At 69.9% G+C, this 12,678-nt stretch carries 13 protein-coding genes and 1 pseudogene; 5 read left to right on the top strand and 9 right to left on the bottom strand.

Annotation, left to right across the window (positions count from 1 at the left end):
* The first annotated feature begins 102 nt into the window (after positions 1-102).
* From coaA to OG452_RS13290, 4 genes and pseudogenes are all read left to right on the top strand, one after another.
* Positions 103-1,104 carry a type I pantothenate kinase gene (gene coaA / locus OG452_RS13280; RefSeq protein WP_327295844.1) on the top strand — a complete coding sequence of 334 codons (1,002 nt, stop codon included), beginning with the start codon at positions 103-105 and terminating at the stop codon, positions 1,102-1,104.
* Between the two features lie 18 nt (positions 1,105-1,122).
* Positions 1,123-2,055, top strand: coding sequence for a DUF389 domain-containing protein (locus OG452_RS13285; protein WP_327295845.1), 933 nt, complete (start codon positions 1,123-1,125; stop codon positions 2,053-2,055).
* Positions 2,056-2,216: 161 nt separating this feature from the next.
* Positions 2,217-2,432 (top strand): annotated as a pseudogene (locus tag OG452_RS35420) (NAD(P)/FAD-dependent oxidoreductase); the annotation flags it as partial.
* A gap of 89 nt (positions 2,433-2,521) precedes the next feature.
* Positions 2,522-2,848, top strand: coding sequence for a hypothetical protein (locus OG452_RS13290; protein WP_327295846.1), 327 nt, complete (start codon positions 2,522-2,524; stop codon positions 2,846-2,848).
* A gap of 21 nt (positions 2,849-2,869) precedes the next feature.
* On the opposite strand, the gene glmM is transcribed toward OG452_RS13290, so the two are convergent.
* The 4 genes from glmM to OG452_RS13310 form a co-directional block, all read right to left on the bottom strand.
* Entirely contained in the window at positions 2,870-4,228 is a 1,359-nt protein-coding gene (gene glmM, locus OG452_RS13295) for a phosphoglucosamine mutase (RefSeq protein ID WP_327295847.1), read from the bottom strand.
* A gap of 183 nt (positions 4,229-4,411) precedes the next feature.
* Positions 4,412-4,948 carry a 30S ribosomal protein S9 gene (rpsI, locus tag OG452_RS13300; RefSeq protein WP_371535952.1) on the bottom strand — a complete coding sequence of 179 codons (537 nt, stop codon included), beginning with the start codon at positions 4,946-4,948 and terminating at the stop codon, positions 4,412-4,414.
* 44 nt (positions 4,949-4,992) lie between these two features.
* The gene (gene rplM, locus OG452_RS13305) at positions 4,993-5,436 is read right to left on the bottom strand and encodes a 50S ribosomal protein L13 (RefSeq protein WP_250299329.1); all 444 of its coding nucleotides are present in this window, start codon (positions 5,434-5,436) and stop codon (positions 4,993-4,995) included.
* 329 nt (positions 5,437-5,765) lie between these two features.
* Positions 5,766-7,385, bottom strand: coding sequence for an ABC-F family ATP-binding cassette domain-containing protein (locus OG452_RS13310; protein WP_327295848.1), 1,620 nt, complete (start codon positions 7,383-7,385; stop codon positions 5,766-5,768).
* Between the two features lie 95 nt (positions 7,386-7,480).
* Between OG452_RS13310 and OG452_RS13315 the strand changes: the two genes are divergently transcribed.
* Positions 7,481-8,392, top strand: coding sequence for a hypothetical protein (locus tag OG452_RS13315; protein WP_327295849.1), 912 nt, complete (start codon positions 7,481-7,483; stop codon positions 8,390-8,392).
* Between the two features lie 11 nt (positions 8,393-8,403).
* Here OG452_RS13315 and OG452_RS13320 read toward each other — a convergent pair whose 3' ends face one another.
* The 5 genes from OG452_RS13320 to rpsK form a co-directional block, all read right to left on the bottom strand.
* Positions 8,404-9,246, bottom strand: coding sequence for a polyprenol monophosphomannose synthase (locus OG452_RS13320; RefSeq protein ID WP_327295850.1), 843 nt, complete (start codon positions 9,244-9,246; stop codon positions 8,404-8,406).
* 85 nt (positions 9,247-9,331) lie between these two features.
* Positions 9,332-10,183, bottom strand: a complete 852-nt coding sequence (gene truA / locus OG452_RS13325) for a tRNA pseudouridine(38-40) synthase TruA (protein WP_327295851.1) — start codon at positions 10,181-10,183, stop codon at positions 9,332-9,334.
* 157 nt (positions 10,184-10,340) lie between these two features.
* The gene (rplQ, locus tag OG452_RS13330; protein WP_327295852.1) at positions 10,341-10,835 is read right to left on the bottom strand and encodes a 50S ribosomal protein L17; all 495 of its coding nucleotides are present in this window, start codon (positions 10,833-10,835) and stop codon (positions 10,341-10,343) included.
* Between the two features lie 123 nt (positions 10,836-10,958).
* A complete protein-coding gene (locus OG452_RS13335) occupies positions 10,959-11,981 on the bottom strand; it encodes a DNA-directed RNA polymerase subunit alpha (RefSeq protein WP_164264460.1) in 1,023 nt (340 codons plus the stop codon).
* Between the two features lie 225 nt (positions 11,982-12,206).
* A complete protein-coding gene (gene rpsK / locus OG452_RS13340) occupies positions 12,207-12,611 on the bottom strand; it encodes a 30S ribosomal protein S11 (RefSeq protein ID WP_125496499.1) in 405 nt (134 codons plus the stop codon).
* Positions 12,612-12,678 lie beyond the last annotated feature (67 nt).

A 12,678-nucleotide genomic window follows, 5' to 3' on the forward strand; every position in this document is an offset into this window, starting at 1 on the left:
AGCACCCGGCCCCGGGTGACCCAGCCCGCCCCGGCCACCCAGCCGGCCCCGAGTGACACACCCCACCCGCCACCCCCGTCGCACAGCCGCCACAATGAACAGGTGATCTCTCCGGTCTCCCCGCCGCCGCGGAGCGCCCACCGGCCCAGGCCGGAGGCGACTCCCTACGTCGACCTCACCCGTACCGAGTGGAGCGCGCTGCGGGAGAAGACGCCGCTGCCGCTCACCGCCGATGAGGTCGAGCGGCTCCGCGGGCTCGGGGACGTCATAGACCTCGACGAGGTACGGGACATCTACCTCCCGCTGTCCCGGCTGCTCAACCTCTACGTCCAGGCGTCGGACGGGCTGCGCGGGGCCCTCAACACCTTCCTGGGCGACGCGGGCAACGGCCACGGCACCCAGCACGGCACCCCCTTCGTCATAGGGGTCGCCGGGAGCGTCGCCGTCGGCAAGTCCACCGTCGCCCGCCTCCTCCAGGCGCTGCTCGCCCGCTGGCCGGAGCACCCGCGCGTCGAACTGGTCACCACCGACGGGTTCCTGTACCCGATGGAGGAGTTGAAGCGGCGCGGGCTCATGGGCCGCAAGGGGTTCCCCGAGTCGTACGACCGTCGTGCCCTCACCCGGTTCGTCGCGGACGTGAAGTCCGGCAGGGACGAGGTCACCGCCCCGGTCTACTCGCACCTGATCTACGACATCGTGCCCGGCGAGCGGCTGACCGTACGCCGCCCGGACATCCTCATCGTGGAGGGGCTGAACGTGCTGCAGCCCGCCCTTCCCGGCAGCGACGGCCGTACCCGGATCGGTCTCGCCGATTACTTCGACTTCTCCGTGTACGTGGACGCGCGCGCCGATGACATCGAGAGCTGGTACCTCAACAGGTTCAGGAAGCTGCGCGCGACGGCCTTCCAGGACCCGTCCTCGTATTTCAGGAAGTACACCCAGGTCTCCGAGGACGAGGCGCTGGAGTACGCGCGCACCATGTGGCGGACCATCAACGAACCGAACCTGGTGGAGAATGTGGCACCGACGCGCAGCCGCGCCACCCTCGTCGTGCGCAAGGGCCCGGACCACAAGGTCCAGCGTCTCTCGCTGCGCAAACTCTGACCTTCCTGGAGTGCCCGCGTGCTGCATCTGCGCCTGATCGTGCCCGCCGACCGTACGGACGAGGTTCTGGACCTCATAGGCCGCACCGTGGGCACCACGCACCTCGTGGTGATGCCGGGCGCGGCCCGCGATCCGCAGGGAGATGTGGTGCTGTGCGATGTGGCGCGCGAGGCCGGCGACGACCTGATCGCCGCGCTGCGCGGGCTCGGCATCGACCGGACCGGTTCGATCGCTGTCGAGAACACGGATCTGACGCTCTCCGCGTACGCCGACAAGGCCGAGGCCGACGCGCCCGGTGAGGGCTCGGACGCGGTGCTGTGGGAGGAGCTGACACAGGCGACCGACGAGGAGTCCACGTTCAGCGCCACCTATGTGGCGTTCATGGCCGTCGCGACGATGCTGGCCGCCTGCGGTGTGATGCTCGACAACGCGATCCTGATCGTGGGCGCGATGGCGGTGGGGCCCGATTTCGGACCGCTGGCGGGGATCTCGACGGCGCTCGTGCAGCGGGCTCCGCGTCTGGTGGCGCGGTCGCTGTGGGCGCTGATCGGGGGGTTCGCCGCCGCGATGGTACTGACGGCCGGGTTCGCCTGGATGATGAACGCGTTCGGGCTCTTCACCATGCACATGATCGGAGCGGCCCGGCCCAACACGGCGTTCATCTGGCAGCCGGACTGGATGTCCTTCGTGGTGGCGTTCCTGGCCGGCATCGCGGGGACGCTCTCGCTCACCTCGGCGAAGTCCGGGGCGCTGATCGGTGTGGCCATCTCGGTGACGACCGTACCGGCTGCGGCCAATGCGGCGGTGGCGTTCAACTACGGTGAGTACGGCCAGACTTGGGGTTCAGGCGGCCAGCTTCTCGCGAACCTCGGCGGGATCGTGCTCGCGGGCACGCTGACCCTGCTGGTGCAGAAGGCCCTGCTGTCGGTACGACGCCGGCGCGCGCACTGAAATGCCGGGCCTGGCGGCCGCGGCTGAGACTCGGCCGGCCGACACCGGGGCACGCCCGCGATGACTTCACCACCCTGCGACCGGTGCGACCTTAAAAACCCACCAAAACCCCACCGAAAACCCACTCAAGCGGTTGACGCACCCTCGACTCCCGCTCCCCGACGTGCGCCATGGTCTATCGCAGCGAACTCGACGCGGCGCTGACCGAGGCCGCCGCCGCGGCGGGCGCGGAGGTCCGGGACAGCACCACGCTGACCACCCTCGAACAACAGGGCGCGACCGTCACCGTGCGAGCCAACCGCGGCGGCACTCTCCGCGCCCGGGCCGTCGTCGGCGCTGACGGCAGCGCCGGCAGAGTCTCCCGGTACGTAGGAGAGCGGTGCGCACAGGTCGACCTCGCCCTGGAGGTCGAAATGCCGGTCGGCGAAAGGACGGCCGACCGGTGGAGAGGCCGGGCCCTGATGGAATGGGGGCCCGGCCGGGCTCCTTCGGCTGGGTCTTCCCCAAGGGCGACGTCTGCACCGCGGGAGTGGTGGCCGCCCGTGGAAACCCGGTCGCCCTGCGGGCCTACAAGGAGGACTTCCCTTCCTCAGACGTCAGGGTCTCCCCGGTCCCTCGCACAGCGTTGACCCGACTGCCTCCGGCATGGCGCCTTCTCGACGCCTACCTCGCCGGCCGCACCAGCGTCGCCGGGATCATGCCCACGCCCCTCACCCGGACCGCCACCGCTCTGGCCCTCCGACTCCCGCTCGGACCTGCGAGAAAGCTCTCGGGTGAAGCCCACCGGCCCTGAGCGAGAGGAAGAGAGGCGGCCCTACCCCAGCGCGGACTTCACCACGTCGGCCAGCCGTGCCGCCACCGTCTTCGCCTGCTCGATGTCCGCGGCCTCGACCATGACCCGCACCAGCGGTTCCGTACCGGAGGGACGCAGCAGTACCCGGCCGGTCGAGCCCAGTTCGCGCTCGGCCTCGGTCACCGCCGCCCTCAGCTCGGCCGATGTGGCGACCCGCGACCTGTCCACGTCCGGCACATTGACCAGGACCTGCGGCAGCCGCATCATCACACCCGCCAGCTCGGCCAGCGTCCGGCCGGTGGCCGCGACCCGGGCGGCCAGCATCAGTCCGGTGAGGGTGCCGTCGCCGGTCGTCGCGTGGTCGAGCACGATGACGTGGCCGGACTGCTCGCCGCCCAGCGCGTAGCCGTGCTCCTTCATCGACTCCAGGACATAGCGGTCGCCGACCGCCGTCTGGACCAGCTCGATGCCCTCGCGCTCCATGGCCATCTTGAACCCGAGGTTGGACATCACGGTGCCCACCACGGTGTTCCCCCGCAGCGTGCCCGCCTCGCGCATGGCGAGGGCCAGGACGGCGAGGATCTGGTCACCGTCGACCTCCTCGCCGGACGCGTCCACGGCGAGGCAGCGGTCGGCGTCGCCGTCGTGCGCGATGCCGAAGTCGGCGCCGTGTTCGACCACGGCGGCCTTGAGCAGCGCCAGATGGGTCGAGCCGCAGCCGTCGTTGATGTTCAGCCCGTCGGGCTCGGCGCCCAGAGTGACGACCTCGGCCCCGGCCCGGGTGAAAGCCTCGGGCGAGACGCGGGACGCCGCGCCGTGTGCCTCGTCGAGGACGACCTTGAGGCCGTCGAGCCGGTTGGGCAGGACGCCGATGAGATGGGCGACGTACTGGTCGAAGCCCTGGTCGTACGTACGGACCCGGCCCACGCCCCCGCCCGTCGGGCGCTCCCACGGCTCGCCGGTGCGGTGCTGGTCGTAGACCGTCTCGACGCGGTCCTCCAGCTCGTCGGCGAGTTTGTGGCCGCCACGCGCGAAGAACTTGATGCCGTTGTCCGGCATGGCGTTGTGGCTGGCGGAGAGCATCACGCCGAAGTCGGCGCCCAGCGCACCGGTGAGATACGCCACCGCCGGGGTGGGCAGCACACCGACGCGCAGGACGTCCACGCCCGCGCTCGCGAGGCCCGCGACGACTGCGGCCTCCAGGAACTCTCCGGAGGCACGCGGATCGCGTCCGACCACCGCTTTCGGCCGATGGCCCTCGAATGTGCCCGCTTCCGCGAGTACGTGCGCCGCCGCGACCGAGAGACCGAGCGCCAGCTCCGCCGTCAGGTCCACGTTGGCGACACCGCGCACACCGTCCGTGCCGAAGAGTCGTCCCACTGCTGTCCTCCGAAAGATGCTCCGAGAAATTCCGAATACCCAATACCCAGGTCTCTGAGCGCCGTGAACGTCTTGTGCCGTTATACGCCGGAGGACCTGATAAACGAACGCCCCGGCAGCACAGAAGGTGCCGCCGGGGCGAACGTACAAACAGGGTCGTGCATGCAGCCCTGCAAGCCGTGTTTAGCGCTTGCTGTACTGCGGGGCCTTACGGGCCTTCTTGAGACCGGCCTTCTTGCGCTCGACCGCACGGTCGTCGCGGGAGAGGAAGCCGGCCTTCTTCAGCGTGGCGCGGTTGTTGTCCACGTCCGCCTCGTTCAGCGATCGGGCCACGCCGAGGCGCAGGGCGCCGGCCTGACCGGACACGCCGCCACCCGAGATGCGGGCGATGACGTCGTAGCGGTTGTCGAGCTCGAGCACCTTGAAGGGCTCGTTGACTTCCTGCTGGTGCACCTTGTTGGGGAAGTAGTCCTCAAGGGTGCGACCGTTGATCTTCCACTTGCCGGTGCCCGGAACGATCCGGACGCGGGCAATGGCGTTCTTGCGACGGCCCAGGCCGGCCGCCGGCTGCGGGTCGCCGAAGCGGCCCGCGAGCGACTCGCTGGTGTACTCGCCCTCGACGGGAACCTCGGACTCGAAGGTGGTCACCTCGGCGAAGGTCTCTTCGCCCTCGGTGCCCGCCACGTCGTCGGTGGGCGTCTCTGCAGTGGTCTCGGCCACGATTCTCCTCAGATCTTTCTTTACGTCTTAGGGGGTGGCCGGAACTACTGCGCGACCTGGGTGATCTCGAACGGGACAGGCTGCTGGGCAGCGTGCGGGTGCTGGTCTCCCGCGTAGATCTTCAGCTTCGAGAGCACCTGACGGCCCAGGGTGTTCTTCGGGATCATGCCCTTGATGGCCTTCTCGATGGCCTTCTCGGGGCTCTTCTCGAGCAGCTCGTCATAGCGGACGGAACGCAGACCACCCGGGTAACCGGAGTGGCGGTACGCCATCTTCTGGGTCTTCTTGTTGCCGGAGAGGTGAACCTTCTCGGCGTTGATGATGATGACGAAGTCGCCCATGTCCATGTGCGGGGCGTAGATCGCCTTGTGCTTGCCCCGCAGGAGGGTGGCGGCGGTAGTCGCCAGACGGCCCAGGACGATGTCCTGCGCGTCGATGATGTGCCACTGGCGAGTGACATCGCCGGGCTTGGGGCTGTACGTACGCACTTCGTAGCCTTCGCTTCTTCAGTGGATGGGGTCCAGACACACGGCACCCCTGAAGCGATCTGCAGCTGGGGCTCACAATGCCGGGGACGCTGCCCGTATGCGAGCCACTGGTAACTGCTCCAGGGAACCTACGTAAGGGCCCTTCGCGTGAGAACGACGAAGCCAATACGTATAACAATCCCTGAGACTACCCGCGCCGCCCCGGCTGGGTCAAAACAGCCGGCCCGGGCCCGGGATCACGGGTCCGGACGAGGGTGACGAGGGTACTGCCACCGGACCGGCTGCCCCGGCCGCCGCCCCCGTCACACCCACCGCACCATCCGCCTCGCCTACCGCACCCGCTCCACGCGCCGCTCGTCCCACACCGGCTCGGCCGTCTCCCGTACGACGCCGTCCGAGCCGAAGACCAGATACCGGTCGAAGGACTTCGCGAACCAGCGGTCGTGGGTGACAGCGACGACCGTCCCCTCGTACGCCTCAAGCCCCTCCTGAAGTGCCTCGGCCGACTCCAGGTCCAGGTTGTCCGTCGGTTCGTCCAGCAGAAGCGCCGTGGTGCCGGCCAGCTCCAGGAGCAGAATCTGGAAGCGCGCCTGCTGGCCGCCGGAGAGCCGGTCGAAGAGCTGGTCGCCCTGGCGCTCCATCTCGTACCGGCGCAGCACGCCCATGGCCGCCCCCCGGTCCTTCGCGTGCTCCGACCACAGGATGTCGACGAGCGTGCGGCCCAGCAGCTCCGGATGGGCGTGGGTCTGGGCGAAGTGGCCGGGCACCACCCGGGCGCCCGTCTTCCACTGACCGGTGTGGGCGACGGCGCCGCCGGCGAGCAGCCGCAGGAAGTGGGACTTGCCCGACCCGTTGGAGCCGAGCACCGCGACCCGCTCGCCGTAGAAGATCTCCAGCGAGAAGGGCTTCATCAGGCCGGTCAGCTCAAGGTTCTCGCAGGTCACAGCCCGTACGCCGGTGCGGCCTCCGCGCAGCCGCATGCTGATCTCCTGCTCGCGCGGCGGCTCCGGCGGCGGCCCCGCCTCCTCGAACTTCTGGAAGCGGGTCTGCATGGCCCGGTAGCGCGATGCCATGTCGGGGCTGCTCGCCGCCTGGTTCCGCAGCCGCAGCACCAGCGCCTTCAGCCGGGCGTGCTCCTCGTCCCAGCGCCGCTTGAGCTCCTCGAACCTCGCGAATCGCTCCTTGCGGGCCGCGTGGTATGTGTCGAAACCGCCGCCGTGCACCCAGACGTCCGAGCCGGCCGGACCGGGCTCCACACTCACGATCTTCTCGGCGGCCCTCGACAGCAGCTCCCGGTCGTGGGAGACGAAGAGCACCGTCTTACGGGTCTCCTTCAGCCGCTCCTCCAGCCAGCGCTTGCCCGGCACGTCCAGGTAGTTGTCCGGCTCGTCGAGCAGCAGCACCTCGTCGGGCCCCCGCAGCAGCGCCTCAAGGACCAGCCGCTTCTGCTCGCCGCCGGAGAGCGTCCGCACCTCGCGGAACTGCGCCTTGTCGTAGGGGACGCCGAGCGCCGCCATGGTGCACATGTCCCAGACGGTCTCGGCCTCGTACCCCTGCACCTCGGCCCAGTCGCTCAGCGCCTGCGCGTACGTCATCTGCGCGGCCTCGTCGTCGACTGTCATGATCAGGTGCTCGGCGGCGTCCACGGCCTGCGCCGCTTCCCGGATCCGCGGCTGCGCAACCGAGACGAGCAGGTCCCGGACCGTACGGCCGTCGCGGACCGAGCCGACGAACTGCCGCATCACGCCGAGGCCGCCGCTCACCGAGACCGTCCCGCCGTGCGGCTGGATCTCCCCCGCGATCAGCCGCAGCAGGGTGGTCTTGCCGGCGCCGTTGGCACCCACCAGGGCCACGACCGCGCCGTCGCCCACCCGGAACGAGGCATCACCGAGCAGCACCCGCCCGTCCGGCAAGTAGTACTCAAGATGGCCCGCTTCAAGATGTCCCATGCACCGGATTGTCGCCCACGCCCACCCCGACGAGGCAACCGGATTCCGGTGCCCCTGGGGCTCCGGCCCCACAAAGCGCGATTAGTATGCGCGCCATGAGCTTCGGGCAAGGGGGGCCCTCCTGGGGGCCGGGGGATTCACAGCGGAACAACGCGAGCGGCCGGGACGGCCGGTGGCAGGCTCCGGGCGGTCAGGCGCCCGGCGGGACCGGCGGGACACCCGACTGGGCGGCGCTGGCCGACGAGAGCGCCGCGCGCGGCAAACGCAGGAAGCTGCTGCTGATCGGCGGCGGGGTACTGGCGACCGCCGTGGTGGGTGCCCTCGTCGCGGCCGTGGTCGTGGCGGCGGGCAACGGATCCGACACGTCCGGCAAGGACCTCCCCTCCCCCGAGGCGCTGCCGAGCAAGAGCGGCGAGGCCCTGCCGTCCTTCACGCCGAAGGCCCCGCCTCCGCCGCCCAACCCCAAGGACTTCATCTCCAGCTCGAAGAAGGACAAGGCCCCGCTCAGCGCCGCCACCCTCTTCCCCGGCGCGACGATCGCGGTGGGCGACCACACGTACCAGAAGGCGGCCACCCACCGCACCACGGCCTGCTCGTCGGTCACCCAGGGCGCGCTCGGGTCCGTGCTGGTCAACAACGGCTGCGGGCAGGTCATCCGGGCGACGTTCAGCAAGGGAGGCGTCGCGGTCACCATCGGTGTCGCCGTCTTCGACACCGAGGCGCAGGCGCAGAAGGCGATGAAGCAGTCGGCCGGGGGCATCGCCTCGCTCAACGGCGCGGGTGTCCCCACCTTCTGCCGCAACGGCTCGGTCTGCCGCAGGACCGCCAACGCCTATGGCCGGTACGCCTACTTCACGGTCGGCGGTTTCACCAGTGGCAAGAACGTGACGCAGTCCGACGCCGGCGTCTTCACGGCGGGCGACGACGTGGCGGAGTTCACCTTCCGCCAGATCGTGGCGCGCGGCCAGGCACAGGCGTCGGCGGCGGCCACCGCCCCGGCGGGCTGAGGCCGCTCGGCTCAGCGGCCGCTGCCGACTTTGCCGCCCCGGTGGCGCAGCCGCAGCCGCAGGGGCAGCAGCGCGGACTCGATCTGCGTCGCCAGGTCCATCTTCGACACCCCTTCGGCGCGCTCCTCGAAGCGGATCGGGATCTCGACACCGTTGTGGCCGCGGCGTACCGCCAGGAACTTCAGCTCCACCTGGAAGCCGTATCCGGCGCTGCCCAGCGTCCTCAGGTCCACCGCGCGCAGCGTCTGCGCGCGCCACAGGTTGAACCCCGCGGTGATGTCGCGGATCCGGGTGTCCAGGATGGTGCGCGCGTACTGGTTGGCGAAGCTCGACAGCAGCTTCCGGTGCAGGCCCCAGTCCTCGTCGAGCGAGCCGCCGTCGACGTACCGGCTGCCGACGACGAAGCCCGCGTCGGTCGCCAGCGCGGTCCCCAGCAGCTGCGGCACTACGTGAGCGGGGTGGCTGCCGTCGGCATCCATCTGTACGACGTAATCGGCGCCCTCGTCGAGCGCGGCCAGCATCCCGGCGGCGTAGGCGCGCCCCAGGCCGTCCTTCTCCGTGCGGTGCAGCACGGTCATCCGCGGCCGCGCCCCGGCGGCGCCTGCTGCGTTGTGCCGCGCTGTGTTGTGCTGGGCCGCGTTGTACTGGGCTGCCAGCTCGTCCGCCAGCCGGCCGGTGCCGTCGGGGCTGGCGTCGTCCACCACCTTCAGCTGGAGACCGGGCAGCGGCAGGGCCAGCACGGCCTCGGCGGTGCGCGGCAGACTGGCGGCCTCGTTGTACGTCGGCATCACCACGGTCAGCGGCAGCGCGCCCCACTCCTGGGGGAGCTGCCCGGTCGCGGAGGGCTGGGGCATGGGATCTCCGTACGTCGGCGATGTGCGCTTCCCTGCGGGCCACAGGCCCGCGCAACGCCGGCCCCGGTCTCAGCAGACCTCGGCCTCAGCAGCAGCCGGCCCCCGGCAGGGTCCGCATATTACGTGCCTCACGGCTCCTGGCCGCGAGCAACTCGTCGGCGGGGTAGCCCACTTCCTCCAGCGTCAGCCCATGTGGCCGCACCACGCGCACCGAGGAGTCGCGCACCGCGACGGTGAGCACCTTCCCCGGCCACTCCACCGGCCGGTGCCCGTCGCCGACGGAGAGCAGCGCGCCCACCAGTGAGCGGACCATGTTGTGGCAGAAGGCGTCGGCCCGCACGGTCCCGGTGACGACCCCGTCGGTGCCGCGCTCCCAGAGCAGCTGCTGGAGGGTGCGGATGGTGGTCGCGCCCTCGCGCTTCTTGCAGTACGCGGCGAAGTCGTGCTCCCCGATGAGGGCCTGCGAAGCGGCGTTCATCGCCGCGAGGTCCAGCTCCCGGTCGTGCCAGAGGACGTGCCCGCGCAGCAGCGGATCGACCCCGCCGGGCCGGTCGCTCACGCGGTAGGCGTACCGGCGCCAGATCGCCGAGAACCGGGCGTTGAAGCCCGGCGGCGCCTCCGCCACCCGCCACACCCGTACGTCCTGGGGAAGCCGCCCGGACAGCCGCCGCAGCAGCATCTCCCGGTGCTCCTCCCACACCTCACGGGGGAGGTCGACCTGCGCGACCTGGCCGCGGGCGTGCACCCCGGCGTCGGTGCGGCCGGCGACCGTCAGGTCGTACGTCGTGGCCGAGCGGGTCACCGTACGGATGGCCGACTCCAACTCGCCCTGCACCGTGCGACGTTCGTTCTGCTTCGCCCAGCCGGAGAAGTCCCTGCCGTCGTACGCAAGGTCCAGCCGCACCCGTACCGAACCGGGCTCCACCTCATCACTCACCAGCGCATCCTCTCAGCCTCACGCGCCCCACCGCACACCGTCCGCACCTGCCACAAGGTCCGCACCCGCCACAAGCAGAACGGGCCCGCACCGCCCCGGAGGGAGATACGAGCCCGTTCGGCTGTCCTGCGTCTTCAGAATGCCGCCCTCGGAAGGGTCAGGCGTCCTTGGACTCCGCCTCGACCGGCTTGGCGTCCTCGACGACCTCGGCCGGGGCCTCGGTCTTCGGGGCAGCGTCCTTGGCGGCACGCTTGGTCGCGGCCTCGGCCTCACCGGTGGCCTGCTGGGCCACGGTCAGCGCCTCGACCAGCTCGATGACCGCCATCGGGGCGTTGTCGCCACGACGGTTGCCGATCTTGGTGATGCGGGTGTAGCCACCGGGGCGGTTCTCGTACCGGGGGGCGATCTCGGTGAAGAGCGTGTGGACGACGCCCTTGTCCGTGATCGACTTCAGCACGAGGCGACGGTTGTGGATGTCGCCCTTCTTCGCCTTGGTGATGAAACGCTCCGCGACCGGACGCAGGCGGCGAGCCTTGGCCTCGGTCGTGGTGATGCGGCCGTGCTCGAACAGCGACTTCGCGAGGTTCGCGAGAAGCAGACGCTCGTGCGCGGCGCTGCCGCCCAGACGGGCACCCTTGGCAGGCTTCGGCATGGTGTTTCTCCTTGTGATCTGCACCGGCCGTATCAGGTACCGGTGTCAGTAACCGCCGGGCTGCTGCCCGCCGGAAGTCCACGGCCGGGCCCCGGGAGATCCCGGGGCCCGGCCGGAGGCGTATCAGTACTGCTCGGTCTCCACGAAACCGGCGTCCGCGTCGTCGTCGGCGCCGAAGGCGTCGGCGGCGGCGGTCGGGTCGAAGCCGGGAGGCGAGTCCTTCAGCGCGAGGCCCATACCGGCCAGCTTCGCCTTGACCTCGTCGATCGACTTCGCACCGAAGTTGCGGATGTCGAGCAGGTCGGCCTCTGATCGCGCCACGAGCTCACCCACGGAGTGGATGCCCTCGCGCTTGAGGCAGTTGTACGAGCGGACGGTGAGCTCGAGCTCCTCGATCGGCAGGGCCAGATCGGCGGCGAGCGCGGCGTCCGTCGGCGACGGGCCCATGTCGATGCCCTCGGCGTCGATGTTGAGCTCGCGGGCCAGACCGAACAGCTCGACCAGGGTCTTACCGGCCGACGCCATGGCGTCACGGGGACGCATGGCCTGCTTGGTCTCGACGTCGACGATCAGCTTGTCGAAGTCGGTGCGCTGCTCGACACGGGTCGCCTCGACCTTGTACGTGACCTTCAGCACCGGGGAGTAGATGGAGTCGACCGGGATACGGCCGATCTCCTGGCCCAGCTGCTTGTTCTGCACGGCGGAGACGTAGCCGCGACCGCGCTCGACGGTCAGCTCCATCTCCAGCTTGCCCTTGCCGTTCAGCGTGGCGAGGACCAGGTCGGGGTTGTGCACCTCGACACCGGCCGGCGGGGCGATGTCAGCAGCGGTGACCAGGCCGGGGCCCTGCTTGCGCAGGTACATCACGACCGGCTCGTCGTGCTCCGAGGAGACGACCAGCTGCTTGATGTTGAGGATGAGGTCGGTCACGTCCTCCTTGACGCCCGGCACGGTGGTGAACTCGTGCAGGACACCGTCGACGCGGATGCTGGTGACAGCGGCGCCGGGGATCGAGGAGAGGAGCGTACGGCGGAGCGAGTTGCCGAGGGTGTATCCGAAACCAGGCTCCAGCGGCTCGATCACGAACCGCGAGCGGTACTCGTCGACGACCTCTTCGGTCAGCGACGGACGCTGAGCGATAAGCATGCGGTGATCCTTCAGTCGTGGGCGCCCACTATTTGACGCCCCCAATGTTCTGCTGTGACGCGGTCCTGCTGTGATGCGGTCCTGCTTGGTGCTGCGCAGGCACATGAGACGCGCGCCTGCCGCACACGTACTACAAGAGTACGAGTCCTACAAGGGTACGGGCGGTACGCCGAAAAGAGGCCGTACCGCCCGCCTAACCCTGTGGAACAGTCCGACGCCTGAGCGTCAGACGCGACGCCGCTTCGGGGGGCGGCAGCCGTTGTGCGGGGTGGGGGTGACGTCCTGGATCGAACCGACCTCGAGGCCGGTGGCCTGGAGGGAGCGGATCGCGGTCTCGCGGCCGGAGCCGGGACCCTTCACGAAGACGTCGACCTTGCGCATGCCGTGCTCCTGCGCGCGACGGGCGGCCGACTCGGCGGCCATCTGCGCGGCGAAGGGGGTGGACTTGCGCGAGCCCTTGAAGCCGACGTGGCCGGCGGAGGCCCAGGAGATCACGTTGCCCGAGGGGTCCGTGATCGAGACGATCGTGTTGTTGAACGTGCTCTTGATGTGGGCATGCCCGTGAGCGACGTTCTTCTTTTCCTTGCGGCGCACCTTCTTGGTAGCACCCTGACGGCCCTTAGGAGGCATGTCTTACTCCCGGTGGAGTGGAGGTGATCGGTCCTACAGCGAAGACCGCTGAACAGCGTCCCTAGCT

The organism is Streptomyces sp. NBC_01197, from assembly GCF_036010505.1.
In the GTDB taxonomy this organism is placed as follows: Bacteria; Actinomycetota; Actinomycetes; order Streptomycetales; family Streptomycetaceae; genus Streptomyces.